The following is a 20,615-nucleotide window of genomic DNA, read 5'->3' as shown; positions in this document are numbered from 1 at the left end:
GGTCAAGTACAGGGGTGCAATGCGTAGCTACGGCCAGTACTGCGGGCTCGCCCGATCCCTCGAAGTCGTCGGCGACAGGTGGAACCTGCTCATCGTCCGCCAACTCCTCATCTCCCCCGCCCGTTACAGGGACCTGATCGACGGCCTGCCCGGCATCGCGACCAACCTGCTCGCCGACCGGCTCCGCGACCTCGAGGCCGCTGGCGTGGTCGAGCGGCGCCTGGCCGGCGAGGGCAGCGTGGTCGAGTACGCCCTTACGCCGTGGGGTGCCGAGCTGCGCCAGCCGATCGAGAGCCTGATCCGCTGGTCCACCCCGTTGATGGTCCGCGGCCGCGACGGCGACGCCTTCCGCCCGGAGTGGCTCGCCCTCGCCCTGCCCGCTCTACTCGACACCCGGGTCAAGGTCCGCCCCTCGGCGACGGTCGGCCTCGAGATCGGCGGCCCGCCCTTCCAGCTCCGCGCGACGCGCTCCGGCTTCGAGGTCGGCCCGCATGACGGCCGCGACCTCGACGCCACCGTCCGCGCCGACCCCGCCTCCATCCTCGGCCTCGCCGCCGGCGCCCTCACCCTCAGCGACGCCCGCGCCCTCGGGCTGGTCGAGATCGTCGGCGACGAGTCCGTCATACGCACCGTCTTCGCCGCCTGACGGCCGCTCCGTCAGGCGTGCGGTGGCGGCAACCGCGAGGAACTCGTGGCGCGGCTACCCGCCCGAGCGCCAGGGGTCGTCGCGCTGTTGGAGCACATCGGACGGGGGGTGCCCGTGATCGTCTGGGTCTCAGAAGTCGGTGATGACGCGGGTGAGGGCGGCGTGCAGGCTGCTGCGGCCGTCCTCGCCCAGCAGGACCGCGAGACGGCGTTCGACGTCGTCGATCGCGGCGTATCCCGCCCTCAGCGCGTCGTCGCCGCGGTCGGTGAAGACGATGAGCTTGGCCCTGCGGTCGGCGGGGTCGGGCACCCTGCGCAGGTAGCCCAGCTTCTCCAGGTCGTCGACCAGCTCGCCCATCGCCTGCGGTGTCATCTGCGCCTTCTCCGCGAGCCTGCTCAGCCGGATGCCGTCGTGCTCCATGTGGAAGAAGACCGCGGAGTGGGCGGGCCTGATGCGCGGGTCGATGGCCTTGCCCGCCTGGAAGACGACGTCGGACAGGCGCAGGTAGGCCTCGTACAGCAGGGCCACGATGTGCGGCGGATGAGTCGCAGCCAAGTACTACTCCCATTACTAAGGCAGCATTATATTCAGGTTACCTTAGCAAGGAGGTTCACGATGAACAGGGAAGAGATCTGGGCGGCGGTCGAAACCGAGCGCCACGGCCTGGCCGACCTGCTCGGCGCACTGTCACCCGGCGACTGGGAGCGACCCTCCCTGTGCGCGGGCTGGCGGGTGCGCGACGTGGCCGCCCACCTCGCGCTCGCCCCGAGCGTCTCGACCGGCCGGGCGCTCGTCGAGCTGGTCAGGGCGCGCGGCAGCTTCGACCGCATGATTCACGACACCGCCGTACGGCACGCCCGGCGGCCGACCGCCGAGATCGTCGAGCAGATCCGCGCGTCGGCCGTCTCGCGCCGGCTCGCGCCCTCCACCAAGCCGCTCGACCCGCTGTTCGACGCGCTCGTGCACGGGCAGGACATCGCCGTGCCGCTGGGCATCGAGCGCGTCATGCCGCTCGAACCGGCCCGCGCCGCCGCCGACCACATCTGGCACCGCGGCTTCCCCTTCTTCGCTCAGCGGCGCTTCCGGGGACTGCGCCTGGTCGCCACCGACGTGGACTGGTCGGTAGGCGAAGGAGAGGTGGTGCGGGGATCCATCCAGGCGCTGCTGCTGCTGGTGGGCGGGCGCCCTGCGGCCCTGCCCGATCTCAGCGGCGCGGGCACGGCGGGGCTGACCGCACGACTGTCGTGAATCCCGCCTTCACCTGGGCAGGATGCTGATGCCCAGCATGCGTGCGCCCGTCTCCGTCCGAGGGCGATGGGCGCTGCCTGGCGCGAAGACCACGTAGCTGCCCGGCCCCAGCCGCCTGCCGTTGTCGATGAACTCGCCCGACACGACGTAGTAGCGCTCCTCCCCCTCGTGCACGTCCACCTCGGGCCATTCGGCCCCTGGCGCGAAGTCGTACATCCATCCGCGGGCCCATTCGGTGACGGGCAGCCCTCTCCGGACGATCCCGGTGGCCACCTCCACCGCTTCCACCTCATCGACCTGCAGCATCTGGATGTCGCCGTGTTCCGTCATGGCTTCATCCTGGCCGAGCGGGCCTCCGGCTTCGAGTGTCTTACATGACGTTGTCAGGTACTTTCCTGCCATGCCCGCTCATCGCGTCCTCGCCCTAGTCCTGCCGCCGCAGTCCTCCTTCGAGCTGGCGTGCGCCGCCGAGGTCTTCGGGGTGGGCCGTCCCGGCCTGCCGTCCCGCTACGCCTTCGGGGTGTGCGCCGAGCGGCCGGGCTCGGTGCCCACGCTCGCCGGTTATGACATGACCGTGGGCGAGGGGCTGGAGGCGCTGGAGACGGCCGACACGGTCGTGATCCCCGGCTGGCAGCGGCCGGAGGAGGCCGCCTCACCCGAGGTGATCGCCGCGCTGCGGCGGGCGCACGAGCGCGGCGCCCGCCTCGTCGCGATCTGCTCGGGCGCCTTCCTGCTGGCCCAGACCGGACTGCTCGACGGGCGCAGGGCGACCACGCACTGGCGCATGGCCGCCGACCTGGCGGCGCGCTTTCCCGAGGTCGAGGTGGACCTCGACGTCCTGTACGTCGATCTGGGCGACCTGGCCACCAGCGCGGGCACCGCCGCCGGCGTCGACCTGTGCCTGCACCTGGTCCGCGCCGATCACGGCGCCTCCTACGCGGCCCAGGTCGCCAGGCACATGGTCATGCCGCCGCACAGGGAGGGCGGGCAGTTGCAGTACGCGGTGCCGCCCGCCTCGGAGCGGCCTTCCGAGTCGCTGGCGCCCGTCCTCGACTGGGCGGCCGAACGGCTCCACGAGCGTCTCGACCTCGACGCTCTCGCCGTCCGGGCGGGAGTCTCGGCCCGCACGCTCGCCCGCAGGTTCGCCGAGCAGCTCGGCGTCAGCCCCGGCAGGTGGCTGCTCGCCCAGCGGGTGGCGGCGGCGCGCGCCCTGCTGGAGGAGACCGACCTGCCCGTCGAGACGATCGCCACCAGGGTGGGGCTGTCGTCGGCGGCCAATCTGCGCCGGCGCTTCCACTCCGCGCTGCGCACCACGCCCGCCGCCTACCGGCGCTCGTTCGGCAGGTGACACCGTCACGGTCGCGAATATGACAGCGCTGTTGTATTTTGGAGCCATGTATCCAGCGATCGAACCTTACGACCACGGGCACCTCGACACCGGTGACGGCAATCTCGTCTACTGGGAGGTCTGCGGCAACCCCGAGGGCAAGCCGGCGCTCGTCGTCCACGGCGGCCCCGGATCGGGCTGCACCCCTGGCCAGCGCCGCAGTTTCGACCCCGAGCGCTACCGCATCGTCCTGTTCGACCAGCGAAACTGCGGCAGGAGCCTGCCGCACGCCAGTGACCCCGCCACGGACCTGTCGACCAACACCACCCAGCACCTCATCGCCGACATGGAACGGCTGCGCGAGCACCTCGGCATCGACAGGTGGCTGCTCTACGGCGGGTCGTGGGGCTCCACGCTGATGCTCGCCTACGCCGAGGCCCACCCCGAGCGCGTCTCGGAGATGGTCATCGTCAGCGTCACCATGACCCGCCGCTCCGAGATCGACTGGCTCTACCGGGGCGTCGGCCGCTTCTTCCCCGAGCAGTGGCAGCGCTTCCGTGAGGGCGTTCCCGAGGCCGAGCGCGACGGCGACCTGCTGGCCGCCTACTCGCGGCTGATGTCCGACCCCGACCCCGCCGTCCGCGCCAAGGCCGCCCAGGACTGGACCACCTGGGAGGACGCGGTGATCTCCCTGGAGGTCAACGGCAAGCCGAACGCCTACAGCGACAGGCCGCCGGCCTCGCTGCTGGCCTTCTCCAGGATCTGCGCGCACTACTTCTCCAACGGCGCGTGGCTGGAGGAGGGGGTGCTGCTGCGCGAGGCGCACCGGCTGGCGGGCATCCCAGGCGTGCTGATCCACGGCCGCTTCGACCTGGGCGGGCCGCTGGAGACCGCCTGGCAGCTGGCTCAGGCCTGGCCCGACTCGCGGCTCGTCGTGGTGGACGACTCAGGGCACACCGGCAGCGACACGATGCGCGAGGAGATCCTCGCCGCCCTGGACGGCTTCGCGGGCTAACCCAGGCGGGCCGCCCTGGCGTGCAGGTAGCGCTGTTGCGGGAGGCTCGTGGCGCGGCGAGCCGCCTCCAGGTAGCCCGCGCGCGCCGCCACCGGGTCACCGGCCATCTCCAGCAGGTGCGCGCGGACGGCGTGCAGGCGATGACCCGCGGCGACCCGCTCGTCGGACTCCAGCTCGCCGAGCAGGTCGAGCCCGGCGCGCGGGCCCCGGACCATGGCCACGGCGACCGCGTGGTTCAGCGCCACCACGGGGTTGTCCGAGATCCTCATCAGCACCTCGTACAGCGCCTCGATCTGCGGCCAGTCGGTCGCCTCGGCGCTCGGCGCCTCGTCGTGGACCGCGGCGATCGCCGCCTGGATCTGGTAGGGGCCGGTCGCGCCCCTGGGCAGCGCCTCGGAGATGAGCGCCACGCCCTCGGCGATGGAGGCGGCGTTCCAGAGGGCGCGGTCCTGCTCGGCCATCGGGATCAGCGCGCCGTCGGGGCCCGTGCGGGCGGGACGGCGCGCGTCGGTGAGCAGCATGAGCGCGAGCAGCCCTGCGACCTCGCCGTCCTCGGGCAGCAGGCGACGGACCGTGCGGGTCAGCCTGATCGCCTCCGACGACAGCTCGGCGCGGTGCAGGTGCGGCCCCGACGTGCTGGCGTAGCCCTCGTTGAAGACCAGGTAGAGCACGTGCAGCACCGCGCCGAGCCGTGCGGCCCTTTCGGCGGCGGGCGGCAGGCCGAACGGGATGCCGCTGTCCTTCACCCGCTGCTTGGCCCTGCTGATGCGCCGGGTCATGGTCGACTCGGGCACGAGGAACGCCCTGGCGATCTCGGCGGTCGTCAGGCCGCCGACCGCCCGCAGGGTGAGCGCGATCTGTGAGGCGGGCGACAGGGCGGGGTGGCAGCACATGAACAGCAGGATGAGCGTGTCGTCGGACTGCTCGGCGGGGCGGTCGGCGGCGGGCGCCAGCCACTGGTCGGGCGGCGTCCACTGGATGACGGTGTCCTCGCGGCGCCGGCGGGCCTGCTCCGCGCGCAGCAGGTCGGTCAGCCTGCGCGAGCCGACCGTGATCAGCCAGCCGCGCGGGTTGCCGGGCACCCCCTCCTCCGGCCACTGGACGGCTGCCGCGAGAAGGGCCTCCTGCACGGCGTCCTCCGCGGTGGCGAAGTGCCCGAACCGCCGCACCAGCGCGCCGAGGACCTGCGGCGCGAGGTCGCGCAGCAGGTTCTCGACGTCGTCGTTCGGCACGGTGGCTACGCTTCCAGGTCGCCGAAGCCCTCCATGATCGGCCGCACGTCCACGTACCACTCCTGGGCGAGCTCCGTGTCCTTGGGATGAGGGGTGCCGGCCAGCCGTGCCGCGATCTCGGTGGCCCTGTCGAAGCTGTCGCACTCGACGATCGTGTAGCCGGCGAGGACCTCCTGCGTCTCGGGGTAGGGCCCGTCGGTCACCACGGGAACGCCGTCGCGCAGCTCGATCCGCCTGGCGTGGACGGGAGCGGACAGGCCCTGCGCGTCGACGAACTCCCCCGACTCGACCAGGTCGTTGTTCCACTTCTCCATGAACGCGTGCATCGCCGCGACGTCCTCGTCCCTCCAGGGCTGCTGGTCGCCCGGCTTGCCCGACAGGACGTCGTAGTCCTGCTGCGAGCCGTAGAGCATGATCATGTACTTCATTGTCGCTCCTTCTCCCTCGGCACCTCCACGGTGCCATTCACGAGAGACGTCGGAGCCGCCGACACGGACAGGACATCCGTCCGCGAGAAAGGCCGCGAGAAAAATAGCGATGCGCCGCCCATGGCACGCTCGGCATGATGTCCCGGTGACGTTGTCGATGCGCCCCTACTCCGACGCCGACCTGCCCGTCCTGCAGGACACCTTCGCCCGCTGGATCGCCGAGGCGGGGCGGTGCGGCTACGACCACGTCGGCGAGCTTCCCCACCGCATCTACGAGAACCTGCGCGGCAGGCGGCCCGTCGGCTCGCTGGTCCACCTCTGGGAGGACGCCTCCCGCATCGTCGGACTGGCCGTCAACCTGCGCTTCGGCTCGGCCTTCGACGTCTTCGCCGCGCCCTGTCTGCGCGGTTCCCCCGCCGAGCTGCGGATGCTGCGCGCCGCCTACGAGAGCACGGCCGCGGCGATGGACCCCGCCGAGCCGTACGTGCTGACCGACCTGTTCGACTGCGACACGACCAGGATCGGCCTGCTCGAGCAGCTCGGGTTCGAGCGCTTCCGCACCTGGGACCACGTCAACGACCGCGACCTCGGCCTGCCCCTCCCCTCCCCCGCCCTGCCCGAGGGCTTCCGCGTGCGCTCGGCCCGCCTGGAGGACGCCGACCGGCTCGCCGTGACGCGCAACCACTCCTTCGAGGAGGACTGGACGGGCGAGCAGTACCGGTCGGAGGTGATGGACAAGCCCGGCTACGACCCTGCCAGGGAGATCGTCGCCGAGGCTCCCGACGGGCGGATCGCCGCCTTCGCCGTCTACTGGGTCGACGAGCTGAACGGCGTCGGGCACTTCGAGCCCGTCGGCACCCATCGCGACTTCCAGCGGCGAGGTCTGGGCAGGGCGGTCATGCTCGAGGCCATGCGGCGGATGCGCGACCTCGGGCTGAGCACGGTGACCGTGAACCACAACGCCGAGAACACCGCCGCCCACGCGCTGTACGCGTCGCTGGGGTTCGTCCGCACCCACGAGACGTACGGCTTCCGCGCCCCGGTCGGACGGGCGGGACGAGGATGACGGAGCGCCGGCTCATCCACGGTGAGGTGTGCCGGGGGAGGTGCGGACGACGACCAGCGGGCACGGCGCCTGGTGGAGCATGGCCTGGCTGATCGAGCCGAGCACGAGGCCCGCGAACCCGCCCCTGCCGCGCGAGCCGACCACCAGCAGGTCGGCCCGCTCGCCCGCCTGCCGCAGTACCTCGGCCGGATGGCCCTTCACCAGGTCCTCCGCGACCTCGACGTCCTGGTGCCGCTCCCGCCACCCGGTCAGCAGCTCCCTCAGGCGCTCGAGCTCGGGCCTGTCCTCGGCGAACTCGCGGGGACCCGTTCCGAAGGCGTGGACGACGCGCAGCCGCACCCCGCGCAGGCGCGCCTCGGTGAAGGCGAACCTGAGCACGTTCTCGCCGGTGCCCGCGCCGTCGACGCCGACGACCACCTCCCCCAGCGTCATGGGGGGCGCCTCACGCACCACGACCACGTCGCACCTGGCGTGCCCCGCCACGCCGTACGCCACGGAGCCGACGAGCATGCCGCGCAGCCTGCCCATCTCGTGGTTGCCGACGACGAGCAGCTCCGCCTGCTCGGCGGCGGCGATCAGGGCCGCGCGCGGGTCGCCAGGCAGCAGCGCCGAGTCGGCCACCACCTCCGGCTCCTCCCTGCGGGCTCTGTCGAGCCCCGCCGCCACCACCGTGGCCGCGCCCTCGCGCATCCACGTGGCGACGCTCGCGTATCTGCCGCCCTGGTCCTCACACGCCCATCTGGGCATGGCGTAGGCCACGCGGAGCGGCACGTCGCGCAGGCGTGCCTCCTTGGCGGCCCAGGCGACCGCCTCCAGCCCCGCCCGCGAACCATCGACCCCGACCACGATCATGACGTCCCCCCTGGTCGCCCCCCTTCCCATGAGAGCACACGGCGCTCAGCCCACGATCACGCGCTCCTCGGGCAGCTCGTAGCGGCGCGTCCGCTCCTTCAGCGCCAGCGCGGAGCCCAGCGTCAGCGGCCCGATCCTGCCGACGAACATCAGCAGGCTGAGCAGCACGTGGCCGGCCACGGAGGTGTCGGCGGTGATCCCCGTCGACAGGCCGTTGGTGGCGAAGGCCGAGATGACCTCGAACAGCACCCTGTCCAGGCTGTACGGCGTGAGCAGCATCAGCGCGTAGGTCGAGATCGCCACCAGGACCACGCCCATCAGCGTGATCGTCATGGCCTGCCGCTGGGTGGACTCGGGCAGGCGGCGGTGGCCCACGTTGACGCGGGGCTCGCCGCGCAGCTCCGCCCAGATGATGAAGGCCAGCAGGCCGAACGTGGTCACCTTGATGCCGCCCGCGGTGCTCGCGCTGCCGCCGCCGATGAACATCAGCAGGTCGGTGAACAGCCAGCTGGAGGGGTTCATCTGGGAGATGTCCAGGGTGTTGAAGCCGCCCGAGCGCGGCATCACGGCGGCGAAGAAGGCGGCCAGCGGCTTGGCCGAGTCGTCGAGCGCGCCCATGGTGCGCGGGTTGTGCCACTCGGCGGCCAGGAAGAACAGCGTGCCGACGGCCAGCAGGATGACGCTGACGACGGTCGTGATCCTGGTGAGGATCGACCAGCGGCTCGGGTGCCGCCACGACCTGGCCAGCTCGAACACCACGGGGAAGCCCATGCCTCCCACGATCACGGCCACCGCGATGGGCAGGCAGATCCACGGGTCGGCCACGAACCGCATGAGGTTGTCCGGCCAGAGGGCGAAGCCCGCGTTGTTGAACGCCGAGACCGCGTGGAAGCCGCCCAGGTAGAGCGCCTGGCCGAGCGGCTCGCCGTACCCGATCATGAAACGGGCGGTCAGCACCACCGCGGTGACCGCCTCGCAGGCGAGGCTGAAGAGCACCACGTTGCGCACCAGGCGGCGCACGTCGGTGACGCTCACGGCCTTCGTCTCCGTCGCCACCGCGATCCTGGCGCGCAGCCCGACCCTGCCGGCCAGCAGCGCGGTGAAGAGCGTGGCCATGGTCATGATGCCGAGGCCGCCGATCTGGAACAGGCAGGCGATGACCACCTCGCCGAACACCGACCAGTGCGCGGCGGTGTCGACCACCACCAGGCCCGTCACGCACACGGCGGAGGTCGCGGTGAACAGTGCGGTCAGCCAGCCCGCCGACTCGCCCGAAGTGGTGGCGATCGGCATGGTCAGCAGCGCGGCGCCGATCAGGACCGCAGCCCCGAATCCGGTGGCCACGAACTGCGCCGGATGGTGCAGCCCGCTCTGGAAGCGACGCGTCATGGCCGGGCCGTCGCGACGCCGGTGGAGGAGTGGAGCGGGACCCGCTGCGAGGTGGCGATGGTTGAGCTTGGCACGGTCAGACCGTAGACCACGAGGGCGCAGGTTTGCGCGTCAGGGGTTGAGCTCGTCGATGGCCATCTCGGCCGTGGGCCTGACGTCCAGCAACTTGGTCATCCCGGTGATCGTGAACACGTCGAGGCACCTGCCCTGGAGCCCGGTGACCACCAGCCTGCCGCCCAACACCTTGATCGACCGGTGGACGCTCACGAACAGCGAGAGCCCCGCGGAGTCGCACAGGGTGACGTCGGCCATGTCGATGATCAGCAGCGGCGGGTCCGCGGCCTCGATGGCACGCGCGATGCGATCTCTCACCATCGGCGTGCCGTTGAAGTCGAGCTCTCCCGACAGCCTCGCGATCAAGCATCTGCCCTGGAGACCCAGGCTCAGCGAGACCGTGTAGGGCTGGTCAAGCGGCACAATCGCTCCATCCGGTACGGCAAGGCGGTCAGCAGCCATCATGACATGACGCAAAACTACCGTTATCCCCCGCCTGACATCATCCGTCCCGATCGCCCCTTCTGCACCACCAGCGCCACCGAGGTCAGCCGCTGGAGCCCGCCTCCGGCCTGGTGCCGATGACGACGGTGGCGTACCACTCGTCCGACACGGCGACCCTCGGGACGAGCCCGCTGGAGACGAACGCCTCGACGGCGCCCGCCGCCTGCCGTTCGCTGGTCTCGACCAGCAGGTGGCCGCCGGGCGCCAGCCAGCCGGGCGCCTGCAGGGCCACCCTGCGCAGGACGTCGAGCCCGTCGGCCCCGCCGTCGAGCGCCACCCGCGCCTCATGGACGCGAGCCTCGGCGGGCAGCAGCTCCACCTCCCCTGTCGGGACGTAGGGCACGTTGGCGACCAGGATGTCGACACGGCCCCTCAGCGTGGCGGGCAGCGGCTCGAACAGGTCGCCTTCGTACACCCGCGCGTCCGGCAGGTTGCGGCGGGCGCACGCCACGGCGGCGGGGTCGATGTCGGCGGCGTGGACCTCCAGCCCGTCGAGCGCGGCCGTCAGCGCCGCGCCCGCCGCGCCTGTGCCACAGCACAGGTCGACCACGACGCCACCGGGCCTGGCGAGGGCGACGGCCTCGCCGACGAGGAACTCGGTGCGGCGGCGCGGCACGAAGACACCAAGGTCGACGGCGACGCGCAGGCCACGGAACTGCGCCCAGCCGAGGACGTGCTCGAGCGGCAGACCTGCGACGCGCCGTTCCACCATGGCCTCGAGATCGGCCGGGGTGGGGGCGGTGGAGACGAGCAGCCGGGCCTCGTCCTCGGCGAAAACGCAGCCTGCGGCCCTGAGCCTGGTGATGATGGTCGAGCGAGGGGATGGTGACATGAGCGCCTTCCGGAAATGCCTGTGGGCGCTCCCGCGGTCACCCGCGCGGGGTGAGCCGTGTGGCTGTGAGGAGGGAGCACCCAGCCTGATCTGGCGAAATGGGTCTCACCTCCTCGATCGGTCCGCTACTGGAGAGGGACACTACCGCACGCTCGAACGGTGGGCGCACCGGCCCCCCAGCGGGTCAGGACCCTCGCAGGACCTGGTGGAGGAGGTCGGCGAACTCCTCGGGCCGCTCGCCGAACCCGCCGTGGTCGCCGGGGAAGACGACGGGCGGCGCGCCGAGACGAGCCGCGAGGGCGAGCGCGGCGCGGTGGGCGAGCTGGCCTTCGGAGCCCTCCCCCACGCCCACGACCAGCCTGGCGCCGCCCGAGCGCAGCGCGTCGAAGTCGGGGGTGAAACCGTCGAAGGCGCGCCAGGTGTGCGCGAGGAAGAAGTCGAGGTTGCGCGCCATCACCTCCTGCGCCTCGGGGGGAGGGGCGGGCATGGCCTCGGCCGTGCCACCGAGCCCTGAGACCTCCATGAAGCGCCGCATGGCGGGGCCGACGCCGTGCCGGACGTAGGTGTCGTAGATCTCCGCCGAGATCTCGCGCTGCCTCGCCGCCTCGGGAAGCAGCTCGACGACGGGCGGCTCGTGCGCCACGAGCGTGCGCACCCTCTTGGGATGCCTGGCGGCCAGCGTGAGCGCCATCAGGGCGCCCCCGCTGCTGGCCATCACGTCGGCGGGCTCGTCGCCGAACAGGGCGAGCAGGGCGGCGGCGTCGTCGGCGTGGAGGTCGAGCAGGTCGTCGCCCGGCAGCTCCGACAGCGTGCTGCGGGAGTTGCCCCTCGGATCGTAGGCGACCACGGTGTGGCGGTCGGCCAGGGCCGCGGCGAGACCGGCGAAGACGCCCGCGTCGGTCGGCCCCCCTGGGATGAGCAGCAGCACCGGCCCTGATCCCCTGACCTCGTAGTAGAGGCGGGCGCCTGGCACTTCCAGCGTGTCGGTCTTCACGTGACCTCCTGGAGCAGTCGGGACGGCCTCAGCGTACGACCGCGGTGCGACAGTTTTCCTCGCCGGCGCGGCCCCCACGGGCGGATGTGACACTGTCCCGGTGAGATCATTACTGGCTCTGCTCCTGGTGGCCGTCCCACCGGTGGAAGCCCCTCTTTACTCCTACGAGAACGCCATCCGCGAGACCGCCTGGGTCGAACTCGACGTCGACCTCGACCGCGACGGCCACAGGGACCGGCTGGCGGCCGACATCATCCGCCCCTCGGAGCCTGCGGCGGATGGCGTGAAGGTGCCGGTCCTCATGGACATCAGCCCCTACTACGCCTGCTGCGGCAGGGGCAACGAGGCGCAGAAGAAGACCTACGACGCCGAGGGCAGGCCTGCCGGGTTCCCGCTCTACTACGACAACCACTTCGTGCCCAAGGGCTACGCGGTGGTGCTGGTCGACATGGCGGGCACCAACCGCTCGACCGGCTGCATGGACAGGGGCGGCCCGAAGGACGTGGCCGCCGGCGCCCAGGTCGTGAACTGGCTGAACGGCAGGGCGCGGGCCTACACCAAGCCGTTCGGCGGTGAGCAGGTCAGCGCGGGCTGGTCGACGGGGCGGTCGGCCTCTGGGGCAAGTCGCACGACGGCTGGCTGGCCAACGGCATCGCCACCACGGGGGTGCGCGGCCTGAGGACCGTCGTGTCGATCGCCGGCAACATCGACATCTACCGCACCTTCAACGCCAACGGCGCCTGGCGCGGATACGTGCAGGACAGCGGGCCGCCCCAGCTGTACAACGAGCGCGCCGAGCGACTGTGCCAGCCGTTGCGGGAGGAGCTGGACCGGCAGGCGGGCACCGACGGCAGCTGGAACCGCTACTGGCAGGAGCGCTACTACCCTGCCAAGGCCGACAGGGTGCGGGCGAGCGTCTTCCTCACCCAGGGGTTCGGCGACTACGCCGTGCCCGCCTCGAACTTCTCCCTGTGGTGGGAGGCGCTGCGCGTGCCGCGCAAGGCGTGGCTGTTCCAGGGCGGCCATGTCGACCCCTTCGACCTGCGCAGGGCCGACTACGTGAGCACCGTCGAGCGATGGTTCGACCGCTGGCTGCGCGGCGCCGACAACGGGGTGGACCGCGAGCCGGCCGTGAAGATCGAGCACGCCCCCGACCAGTGGAGCGAGGAGGCGACCTGGCCCGCCCCCTCGGCCAGGCCCGTCACCTGGTGGCCGCGCCCCGGCGGCCTCGGCCCCGCTCCCGTCAGGGACCCGGCGCAGGCCACCTTCCAGGACGATCCCGACCTCAGCCGCTTCGACTGGGCGAAGGAGGGCCCGTCGGAGCACCGGCTGCTGTTCGCCTCCGAACCGCTGACCTCCGCCGCCCGGCTGTCGGGCACCAGCCGGGTCACCGTGAGGGTGATGTCCTCCACCCCCGTCGCCAGGCTCGGCGTCGCCGTGGTCGACTACGGCCCCGCGACGATCAGGGACTACGTCGACATCACCAAGCCCGGCGGCATCCGCAACCTGACCACCAGCTCGTGCTGGGGCCAGAGCGGCCCTGCCGACAGCGCCTGCTACCTCGACACCGAGACCGCCACCACCTCGGTGGAGCACGAGATCGTGGCGACCGGCTGGGCCGACCTCGGCCACCATGCCACTCTCCGGCGCGGGGTGCCGCTCGAGCCTGACCGCTTCTACACCATGACCTTCGAGCTGTCGCCGATGGACCACATCGTCTCCGAGGGGCACAGGCTCGGCCTGGTGATCGGCGGGACCGACTGGTGGGAGTTCCTCGAGCCCGGACAGCGGCCGCGCCTCACGGTGGATCTGACCAGGACCTCGCTCACGCTGCCCACGGCCCGCTGAGTTCCGTCGCGCCCGGCCCCTCCTGCGAGAGGGTCCGGGTCACCCCTCGCGGTGGAAGACGTGGCGCCGCCGCCACACCCACCCCGCCGGGCTGGGTAGGTGAGGTGCAGAGCCGAGAGAAAGGCAAGGCCAATGAGCCGCACCGTAGCAGATGATCTTGTGGAAGTGCTGGTCCAAGCGGGTGTGACGCGTGTCTACGGGCTGGTGGGCGACAGCCTCAACGCCTTCAGCGACGCCGTACGGCGCAGCGGCACGCTGGAGTGGGTCCACGTGCACCATGAGGAGGGCGCCGCGTTCGCCGCCTCGGCAGAGGCCCAGCTCACCGGCGGGCTGGCCGTGTGCGCGGGAAGTTGCGGCCCCGGCAACACGCATCTCCTTCAGGGCGTGATGGACGCGCACCGTTCGGGCGCGCCCGTCCTGGCGCTCGCCTCGCACATCACCTCCACCCAGATCGGCACGAGCTTCTTCCAGGAGACCAAGCCCGAGGTCCTGTTCGCGCAGGCCAGCCATTACTGCGAGCTGGTCTCCCAGCCCGCCCAGCTGGCCCGTACGGCCAGAGCGGCCATCCAGAACGCCGTCGGCAAGGGCGGCGCCGCCGTCCTGGTCCTGCCCGGCGACGTCCTGGGCGCCGACTCCGCGGGCAGCCCGCCGGCCAGCGCGCTGGTCGCCTCCCGCCCCAAGCCGGTGCCCGACGAGGCGGCGGTGGCCGAGCTCGCCGAGCGGATCAACGCCGCGGGCAGGGTGACGATCTTCGGCGGCATCGGCTGCGCGGAGTCGAGGCAGGAGGTCCTGCAGCTGGCCGCGTGGCTGGAGGCGCCGGTCGGGCACACCCTGCGCGGCAAGGACGTCCTGCAGTACGACAACCCCTACGACGTGGGCATGACCGGACTGCTCGGCTACGGCGCCTGTTACAAGGCGCTGCACGAGGCCGACCTGGTGCTGCTGCTGGGCACCGACTTCCCCTACAACGACTTCCTGCCGACCCGTAACAACGTGCAGGTCGACATCGATCCTGCCAGGCTCGGCCGCAGGGCGCCCATCAGCCAGGGCATCGCCGCCGACGTCGGCCACACGATCAGGGCGCTGCTGCCGCTGCTGCGCGAGAAGAAGGACAGATCCTTCCTCGACGAGATGCTGCGCGAGCACGAGCACGCGATCAGCACCGGCCTCGAGGCCTACACCCACGACGTGGACCATCTGGTGCCCATCCACCCCGAGTACGTCGCGGCCCTCGTCGACGAGCTGGCGGACGACGACGCGATCTTCACCGCCGACACCGGCATGTGCTGCACGTGGGCGGCCAGATACCTCACGCCCAACGGACGGCGCAGGCTGCTCGGCTCGTTCGTGCACGGCTCGATGGCCAACGCGCTGCCGATGGCGGTCGGCGCGCAGATCGCCCAGCCGGGCAGGCAGGTGGTCTCCCTGTCGGGCGACGGCGGCCTGGCGATGCTGATGGGCGAGCTGCTGACCGTGAAGACCCACAGGCTGCCGGTCAAGGTCGTCGTCTTCAACAACTCCAGCCTCGCCATGGTGCGGCTGGAGATGATGGTGGCGGGCGATCCGCCCTTCGAGACCGACCATGACATGGTCGACTACGCGGCGATCGCGGCAGGCGCGGGGTTCTTCACCAGGAGGGTCACCGAGCCTGCCGACCTGCGCGAGGCGGTCGGGCAGGTGCTGGCCCACGACGGGCCCGCCCTGCTCGACGTCGTCACCACCGCCGACGCCCTCGAGGTGCCCTCGCACCTCACGCTGGAAGAGGCGCGAGGTTTCGCGCTGTCCATGGGCAAGATCGTCCTCAAGGGCGGTGTCGGCGAGGCGTGGAAGCTGGCCCGCACGAACCTGCGCAACCTCTAGCAACCTGGAGACGGTCATGATCAGAGCCTGGATGCTCGACGAGAGCGCCCACGCGGGCCCCGAGCACCTCGACCCGGCCTTCGTCGCGGGATACGACCGCAAGCAGGGCCATCCCGACCCCGGCGAGGATCTGGACATCCTCGCCGGGCACGGGGTGGCCACCGTGGTCGACCTGGCCGCGGGCACCGGCCAGTTCGCGCTGGCCGCCGCCCTGCGCTTCGACAGGGTCACGGCGGTGGACATCTCCCCCGCGATGCTCGACCACCTGAGGGCCAGGGCGGCCGAGCAGGGGCTCGCCAACCTGGAGGTGGTCGGCGGCGGGCTGCTGACCTGGGAGTACGCGGGCCCGCCCGTCGACGCGGTCTTCACCCGCAACGCCCTGCACCAGGTGCCCGACTTCTTCAAGGCGATCGCGCTCGCCAGGATCGCGAAGATGCTGCGGCCGGGCGGGATCCTGCGGCTGCGGGACCTGATCTACGACTTCGGGCCCGAGGAGGCCGAGGAGATCTTCGAGGGCTGGATGCGCGACGCCTCGGCCGACCCCGCGCTCGGCTACACCGCCGACGACTACGCCGAGCACGTGCGCACGGAGTACAGCACGTTCCGATGGCTGCTGGAGCCGATGCTCGCGGCGGCGGGGTTCGAGATCCTCGACGTGGCCTACGATCGGCGGCTCTACGGGGCCTACACCTGCCGCAGGAAGTCGTGAGCGTGGTCGCTCGCCCACTGCGCGAAGGTACGGGCAGGCCTGCCCGTGACGTCCTTCATGGTGGTCATCTCGATCGAGGGGTCGGGCGCCCACTCCTCGGTGCTCTCGCCGCCCGAGTAGTCCTCGTAGCCGAGCAGGAAGTCGGCTGAGGCCGCGGCGAACCCGCCCTGCGCCAGGTAGAGCTCGCGGGCTCGGGCGCGGGTGACCTGCTCGAAGCGGAGCTCGCGCCCGATCGCCGCGGAGATGGCCGCCACCTGGTCGCGATGGGAGATCAGTTCGGGCCCGTTGAGGGTGTGGGCGCGGCCCGCGTGCCCGTCCTCGGTCAGCGCGGCCACCGCGACGTCGGCGATGTCGGCCTCGTGGACGGGGTACCAGGCCTGGTCGGGGAAGGGGTCGCGCACGACGCCCTCGGCGCGGATCGACGGGCCCCACAGCTCCAGCTTGTTGAGCATGAACTCGCCCGGCCGCACATGCGTCCACTCCACGCCCGAGGCCTCGACCGCCCGCTCGACCGGAAGATGGAAGGAGTCGTCCTCGCCGAAGGTGACCGCGCCCGACGACAGCGTGACGATCCGCCGCACCCCCGCTCTCACGGCCAGCCGTACCACCTCCTCGGCGCTCTCGGGCACGGGGAACAGGAACATCGCCTCCACGCCCGACAGCGGCAGGGTGCCTGGCTCGGCCAGATCGCCGCGGACCTCACCGGGCGCGGACGGCGCCGAGCGGGTCAGCGCCAGCACCTCGTGCCCGGCCAGCCCCTTCAGCACGAGCCTGCCGACGTTCCCCCTGGCGCCCGTGACCAGGATCTTCATGTCACCACTCCCTTCTCGAAGGTGCGGATCACCACGGCGGTGACGCCGTGGCGCGGCAGCTCCCCCTTCTCCGCCGCTTCCCATCCCGTGTAGGTGAGCGCCCAGAGCACGTGCTGGATCCACTCGGGCGACAGTGACGGGTCGAAGACGCCCTCGGCCTGGCCCCGCTCGATCAGGCCGATCGTGGTGGGGACCGTCATGTCGGGTTCGAAGGCGGCGGTGTACTCCTCGAGCAGGCGTGGGTCGCCGAACAGGAAAGCCAGCTGGTCGCCGACGTCGACCAGGGCCGAGATGAGGCGGCGCATGGCCTCCAGCGCGGGACCCTGGTCGATCACGGCCTCGCGGGTGGAGTCTTCGACCGCCTGGAAGGCGTCGACGATGGCGGCCTCCATGAGCTCCTTCCTGTCGGGGAAGTAGCGGTGCACCGTGCTGCGCCCCACCTGCGCGGCCTCGGCGATGTCGGCCAGCGTGGCCTTGCGGTCGCGGGCGAGCGTGGAGGCGGCGGCGGCCAGGATGGCGCGGCGCGTGCGGTGACGGGTACCGGACTCTGAAGTGGAACTACTCACTCCCAGAGTGTAACACCATGATTTGCTTTTGGGACATTCATGTCCCATTCTGAAGCGATGAACTCCTATTCACTCGTCGCCGAGGGGCTGCGCAAGCGCTTCGGCGAGACCCACGCACTCGACGGCTTCGACCTGGCGGTGCGGGAGGGAATGGTCTGCGGGCTGCTCGGCCCCAACGGCGCCGGCAAGACCACCGCGGTGCGCATCCTCTCCACGCTGCTGCGCGCGGACGGGGGCCGGGCCACGGTCGCGGGCCTCGACGTGGCCACCCAGGCCGCCGAGGTCCGGCGGCGTATCGGGCTGGCCACGCAGGAGCCCGCGGTGGACGAGATCCTCACCGGCAGGGAGAACCTGGAGATGTGGGGCAGGCTCTACCACCTGAGCGCCAAGCAGGCCAGGTCAAGGGCGCAGGAGCTGCTGGAGCAGTTCGGGCTCGCCGAGGCGGGCAACAAGCGGATCAAGCACTACTCCGGCGGGATGCGCCGCCGCCTCGACCTGGCCGCCACCTTCATCCAGGCCCCCAGGGTGCTCTTCCTCGACGAGCCGACCACCGGTCTCGACCCCCGCAACCGCAACGACGCGTGGCAGGCCATCCGCACCCTGGTGGCGGCCGGCAGCACGGTGCTGCTGACCACCCAGTACCTGGACGAGGCCGACCAGCTCGCCGACCAGATCGCGGTGCTGCGCGAAGGCAGGGTGATCGTCGAGGGCACCCCCGACCGGCTCAAGTCCATGATCGGCGGTGACCGTCTCGATCTGGTGCTACGAGACGCCCGCGACCTGCCCGAGGCGGGCGACATCCTGGCGGCCTTCGGGCGGCCGGCGGTCGACCCCGACACGCGCAGGCTGACGGTCTCCGTGACCGACCGCATGAGCGCCCTCAGCCACGTGATGCGCGCGATGGAGGCCAAGGGGATCGAGGTCGAGGACATCTCGATGCGCCGCCCCACTCTCGACGAGGTGTTCCTGAAGGTGACCGCATGACCTACGTGCTCTATGACAGCTGGACGATCGCCAGGACCAACCTGGTGCACTGGCGGCGCAATCCCACCGCCATCGCCTCGGGCCTGCTGTACCCGGTGGTGATGGTGCTGCTGTTCGGTTACGTCTTCGGCAGCGCGATGGCCGTGGCCGGCGCCGACGACTACCGCGACTACCTGATGCCCGGCATGTTCGGTCAGACCATGGCCGTCGGCATCACCTCCACCCTCGTCGTCGTCACCACCCAGGCCTCGTACGGGGTCACCGACCGCTACCGCTCGATGCCGGTCTCCCAGGCGGGCGTGGTGCTCGGCAGGGCGATCTCCGACATGATCAACTCGGTGCTCGAGCTGGCCATTCTCGTCGCGGCCGGTCTGGCGGTCGGCTGGAGCTGGCACAACGGGCCCCTCAACGCGCTGGCCGCGATCGGCCTGCTGCTGCTCCTGCGCTTCTCGCTGATCTGGGTCGGCATCTTCGCCGGGCTCAAGCTCACCCCCGAGGCCGCGGGCGCCTCCTGGATGCTGCTGCTGCCGCTGACCATGGTCGCCAACACGTTCGTCTCGCCCTCCCAGATGCCTGGCTGGATGGCGGTGCCGGCCGAGTGGAACCCGCTGTCGGCCACCGTCGCCGCCTGCAGGCGCCTGTTCGGCAACAAGGGCTGGGTGGGTGATTCGTGGGCGTCGGAGCACGCGATGCTGCTCGCCGTCGCCTGGCCGGTGGCGATCACCCTGGTGTTCCTGCCGCTGTCGGCGCGGGCCTACCGGCGGCTGAGCCGCTGACCTGAGACCGTGCCGTCCCTGACTGACCGGCCGTGCCGTCTCTGGATAGGCGGCCGTGCCGTCCCTGGCTGAGGAGGGACGGCACGGCCCCGCCCGTCAGACGGTCTCCTCCTCATGGCGCTGGCGGCGGGTGAAGGCCCAGTTGACCAGCCACAGCAGCACGCCGATGCCCAGCAGCACGCCTGCGATGACGTAGACGTTGCCTGGCCGCCCGGTCAACGGGCTGGCCAGCACCAGCGCCATGACCGCGCCGATGGCCGGCAGCGCCGTGGGCGCCCGGTAGTGGGCGTGGTCGACCTCCTCCCTGCGCAGCACGAGCACCGCGATGTTGACCACGGCGAAGACGCACAGCAGCAGGAAGGCGGTGGTCTCGCCGAGCCCGGCGATCTCGGTGCTGGAGATCAGCCCGATCGCCAGCGCGGTGGTGAACAGGATGCCGACCACCGGGGTACGGCGGCGCGGGTCGACCATGCCGAGCGCCTTCGGCACGACGCGCTCGTTGGCCAGGCCGTACACCAGGCGGGAGGCCATCATCATGTTGATCAGCGCCGAGTTGGCCACCGCGAACATCGCGATCGCCGCGAACAGCTGCGGAGGGAAGGCGAGACCTCCGGCCTTGACCACCTCGAGCAGCGGCCCGTCGGAGTCCTGCAGGACCCGGTAGTCGACCAGCAACGAGGAGGTCAGCGCGACCAGGATGTAGACGGTGCTGGTGATCGCCACACCCATGAAGATCGCCCGGGGGAAGTTGCGCGAGGGGTCCTTGGTCTCCTCGGCCATGTTGACGGAGTCCTCGAAGCCGACGAAGGCGAAGAAGGCCAGCGCCGTGCTGCCCAGCAGCGCCAGCAGCAGCCCTCCCGACTCGTCGGCTCTGATCTCCAGCAGGCGCGACGGTTCTCCCGCACCCGTCGCGACCGCGTAGACGCCGATCAGGATGATCACCAGCAGGCCGGTCAGCTCGATCAGGGTGAAGACGATGTTCGTCTTGACCGACTCCGAGACGCCCCTGTAGTTCAGCGCGGCCACGGCGACGATGAAGATGATGCCGACCACGACCGTCGGGATCGTGACGAACTCCTGCAGGTACCTGCCGCCGATGGCGCGGGCCGCCGCGCTGGCCGAGGTCAGACCCGAGCACATGACCGCGAAGGCGACCATGAAGGTGAGGAACGGCTTCCTGAAGGCGAGCTGGGTGTAGAGGGCGGCCCCCGCCGCCCTCGGGTACTTGGTGACCAGCTCCACGTAGGACATCGCGGTGAGGGCGGCGATGACGAAGCCGACGAGGAACGGGATCCAGAGGGCCCCGCCGATCCTGCCCGCGACCGACCCGGTGAGCGCGTAGACGCCCGTGCCGAGAATGTCGCCGACGATGAACAAGATGAGCAGCTTTGGTCCGATGGCGCGCTTCAGCGACACCTGGGTGGGGGGTGTTGTCATGATTCATCCCGTGCCCATCTCGGGCGTCTTTGACAC

General features: G+C 71.2%; 22 protein-coding genes and 1 pseudogene. 11 read left to right on the top strand and 12 right to left on the bottom strand.

The window, feature by feature from the left end; translation table 11 throughout:
• Positions 1 to 19 precede the first annotated feature (19 nt).
• On the top strand, positions 20 to 646 hold the full coding sequence (locus FHR33_RS00280) for a winged helix-turn-helix transcriptional regulator (protein WP_183641815.1): 627 nt from the start codon (positions 20 to 22) through the stop codon (positions 644 to 646).
• A 129-nt stretch (positions 647 to 775) separates the two neighbouring features.
• On the opposite strand, the gene FHR33_RS00275 is transcribed toward FHR33_RS00280, so the two are convergent.
• On the bottom strand, positions 776 to 1,201 hold the full coding sequence (locus tag FHR33_RS00275) for a MarR family winged helix-turn-helix transcriptional regulator (RefSeq protein ID WP_183641812.1): 426 nt from the start codon (positions 1,199 to 1,201) through the stop codon (positions 776 to 778).
• Positions 1,202 to 1,261: 60 nt separating this feature from the next.
• Between FHR33_RS00275 and FHR33_RS00270 the strand changes: the two genes are divergently transcribed.
• Positions 1,262 to 1,894: a maleylpyruvate isomerase family mycothiol-dependent enzyme gene (locus FHR33_RS00270; RefSeq protein WP_183641809.1), complete on the top strand. Its 633-nt coding sequence runs from the start codon at positions 1,262 to 1,264 to the stop codon at positions 1,892 to 1,894.
• 9 nt (positions 1,895 to 1,903) lie between these two features.
• On the opposite strand, the gene FHR33_RS00265 is transcribed toward FHR33_RS00270, so the two are convergent.
• Positions 1,904 to 2,224, bottom strand: a complete 321-nt coding sequence (locus tag FHR33_RS00265) for a cupin domain-containing protein (protein ID WP_183641806.1) — start codon at positions 2,222 to 2,224, stop codon at positions 1,904 to 1,906.
• Positions 2,225 to 2,294: 70 nt separating this feature from the next.
• Here FHR33_RS00265 and FHR33_RS00260 point away from each other — a divergent pair, with 70 nt between their 5' ends.
• A complete protein-coding gene (locus FHR33_RS00260) occupies positions 2,295 to 3,242 on the top strand; it encodes a helix-turn-helix domain-containing protein (protein ID WP_183641802.1) in 948 nt (315 codons plus the stop codon).
• Between the two features lie 46 nt (positions 3,243 to 3,288).
• Positions 3,289 to 4,236, top strand: a complete 948-nt coding sequence (gene pip, locus FHR33_RS00255; protein WP_183641800.1) for a prolyl aminopeptidase — start codon at positions 3,289 to 3,291, stop codon at positions 4,234 to 4,236.
• Here pip and FHR33_RS00250 read toward each other — a convergent pair.
• Both FHR33_RS00250 and FHR33_RS00245 read right to left on the bottom strand, forming a co-directional pair.
• A complete protein-coding gene (locus FHR33_RS00250; RefSeq protein ID WP_183641797.1) occupies positions 4,233 to 5,468 on the bottom strand; it encodes an RNA polymerase sigma factor in 1,236 nt (411 codons plus the stop codon). The two genes, pip and FHR33_RS00250, sit on opposite strands and share 4 nt — an antisense overlap.
• Before the next feature lie 5 nt (positions 5,469 to 5,473).
• Positions 5,474 to 5,896: a YciI family protein gene (locus FHR33_RS00245; protein WP_183641794.1), complete on the bottom strand. Its 423-nt coding sequence runs from the start codon at positions 5,894 to 5,896 to the stop codon at positions 5,474 to 5,476.
• Between the two features lie 145 nt (positions 5,897 to 6,041).
• On the opposite strand from FHR33_RS00245, the gene FHR33_RS00240 reads away from it, so the two are divergent.
• The gene (locus tag FHR33_RS00240) at positions 6,042 to 6,962 is read left to right on the top strand and encodes a GNAT family N-acetyltransferase (RefSeq protein ID WP_183641791.1); all 921 of its coding nucleotides are present in this window, start codon (positions 6,042 to 6,044) and stop codon (positions 6,960 to 6,962) included.
• Positions 6,963 to 6,974: 12 nt separating this feature from the next.
• Here the strand turns inward: FHR33_RS00240 and FHR33_RS00235 are convergent, their stop codons facing one another.
• The 5 genes from FHR33_RS00235 to FHR33_RS00215 form a co-directional block, all read right to left on the bottom strand.
• Positions 6,975 to 7,814 carry a universal stress protein gene (locus tag FHR33_RS00235; protein WP_183641788.1) on the bottom strand — a complete coding sequence of 280 codons (840 nt, stop codon included), beginning with the start codon at positions 7,812 to 7,814 and terminating at the stop codon, positions 6,975 to 6,977.
• Positions 7,815 to 7,859: 45 nt separating this feature from the next.
• Positions 7,860 to 9,203, bottom strand: coding sequence for a TrkH family potassium uptake protein (locus tag FHR33_RS00230; protein ID WP_183641786.1), 1,344 nt, complete (start codon positions 9,201 to 9,203; stop codon positions 7,860 to 7,862).
• A 111-nt stretch (positions 9,204 to 9,314) separates the two neighbouring features.
• Entirely contained in the window at positions 9,315 to 9,680 is a 366-nt protein-coding gene (locus FHR33_RS00225; RefSeq protein WP_183641783.1) for an STAS domain-containing protein, read from the bottom strand.
• Positions 9,681 to 9,804: 124 nt separating this feature from the next.
• Complete coding sequence (locus FHR33_RS00220; protein WP_183641780.1) at positions 9,805 to 10,593, bottom strand: putative protein N(5)-glutamine methyltransferase; 789 nt, start codon at positions 10,591 to 10,593, stop codon at positions 9,805 to 9,807.
• Positions 10,594 to 10,777: 184 nt separating this feature from the next.
• Entirely contained in the window at positions 10,778 to 11,587 is an 810-nt protein-coding gene (locus tag FHR33_RS00215; protein WP_183641778.1) for an alpha/beta fold hydrolase, read from the bottom strand.
• A gap of 100 nt (positions 11,588 to 11,687) precedes the next feature.
• Here FHR33_RS00215 and FHR33_RS00210 point away from each other — a divergent pair.
• The 4 genes and pseudogenes from FHR33_RS00210 to FHR33_RS00195 all read left to right on the top strand — a co-directional run.
• Positions 11,688 to 12,556: pseudogene (locus FHR33_RS00210) on the top strand (CocE/NonD family hydrolase); the annotation flags it as partial.
• Positions 12,536 to 13,435 carry a CocE/NonD family hydrolase C-terminal non-catalytic domain-containing protein gene (locus tag FHR33_RS00205; RefSeq protein ID WP_376773273.1) on the top strand — a complete coding sequence of 300 codons (900 nt, stop codon included), beginning with the start codon at positions 12,536 to 12,538 and terminating at the stop codon, positions 13,433 to 13,435. The pseudogene FHR33_RS00210 and the gene FHR33_RS00205, both read left to right, overlap by 21 nt.
• Before the next feature lie 132 nt (positions 13,436 to 13,567).
• Entirely contained in the window at positions 13,568 to 15,295 is a 1,728-nt protein-coding gene (locus FHR33_RS00200; protein WP_183641769.1) for a pyruvate dehydrogenase, read from the top strand.
• A gap of 16 nt (positions 15,296 to 15,311) precedes the next feature.
• The gene (locus FHR33_RS00195; protein ID WP_183641766.1) at positions 15,312 to 16,004 is read left to right on the top strand and encodes a class I SAM-dependent methyltransferase; all 693 of its coding nucleotides are present in this window, start codon (positions 15,312 to 15,314) and stop codon (positions 16,002 to 16,004) included.
• Here FHR33_RS00195 and FHR33_RS00190 read toward each other — a convergent pair.
• The gene (locus FHR33_RS00190) at positions 15,980 to 16,816 is read right to left on the bottom strand and encodes an NAD(P)H-binding protein (RefSeq protein WP_183641762.1); all 837 of its coding nucleotides are present in this window, start codon (positions 16,814 to 16,816) and stop codon (positions 15,980 to 15,982) included. The genes FHR33_RS00195 and FHR33_RS00190 overlap by 25 nt on opposite strands.
• Positions 16,813 to 17,382 carry a TetR/AcrR family transcriptional regulator gene (locus FHR33_RS00185; RefSeq protein WP_312895289.1) on the bottom strand — a complete coding sequence of 190 codons (570 nt, stop codon included), beginning with the start codon at positions 17,380 to 17,382 and terminating at the stop codon, positions 16,813 to 16,815. The genes FHR33_RS00190 and FHR33_RS00185 overlap by 4 nt, the downstream gene beginning before the upstream one ends.
• Positions 17,383 to 17,439: 57 nt before the next feature.
• Here FHR33_RS00185 and FHR33_RS00180 point away from each other — a divergent pair, with 57 nt between their 5' ends.
• A complete protein-coding gene (locus tag FHR33_RS00180; protein ID WP_246451538.1) occupies positions 17,440 to 18,366 on the top strand; it encodes an efflux ABC transporter ATPase subunit, DrrA-related in 927 nt (308 codons plus the stop codon).
• A complete protein-coding gene (locus FHR33_RS00175) occupies positions 18,363 to 19,142 on the top strand; it encodes an ABC transporter permease (RefSeq protein ID WP_183641753.1) in 780 nt (259 codons plus the stop codon). Before FHR33_RS00180 ends, FHR33_RS00175 begins: the two co-directional genes overlap by 4 nt.
• 96 nt (positions 19,143 to 19,238) lie before the next feature.
• Here FHR33_RS00175 and FHR33_RS00170 read toward each other — a convergent pair whose 3' ends face one another.
• Positions 19,239 to 20,579, bottom strand: coding sequence for an APC family permease (locus FHR33_RS00170; RefSeq protein WP_183641750.1), 1,341 nt, complete (start codon positions 20,577 to 20,579; stop codon positions 19,239 to 19,241).
• Between the last annotated feature and the right edge of the window lie 36 nt (positions 20,580 to 20,615).

Source organism: Nonomuraea dietziae, assembly GCF_014195505.1.
In the GTDB taxonomy this organism is placed as follows: Bacteria; Actinomycetota; Actinomycetes; order Streptosporangiales; family Streptosporangiaceae; genus Nonomuraea; species Nonomuraea roseola.
The sequence above is the reverse complement of the archived record's forward strand: the minus strand, read 5'-3'. Positions and strand labels throughout refer to the sequence as shown.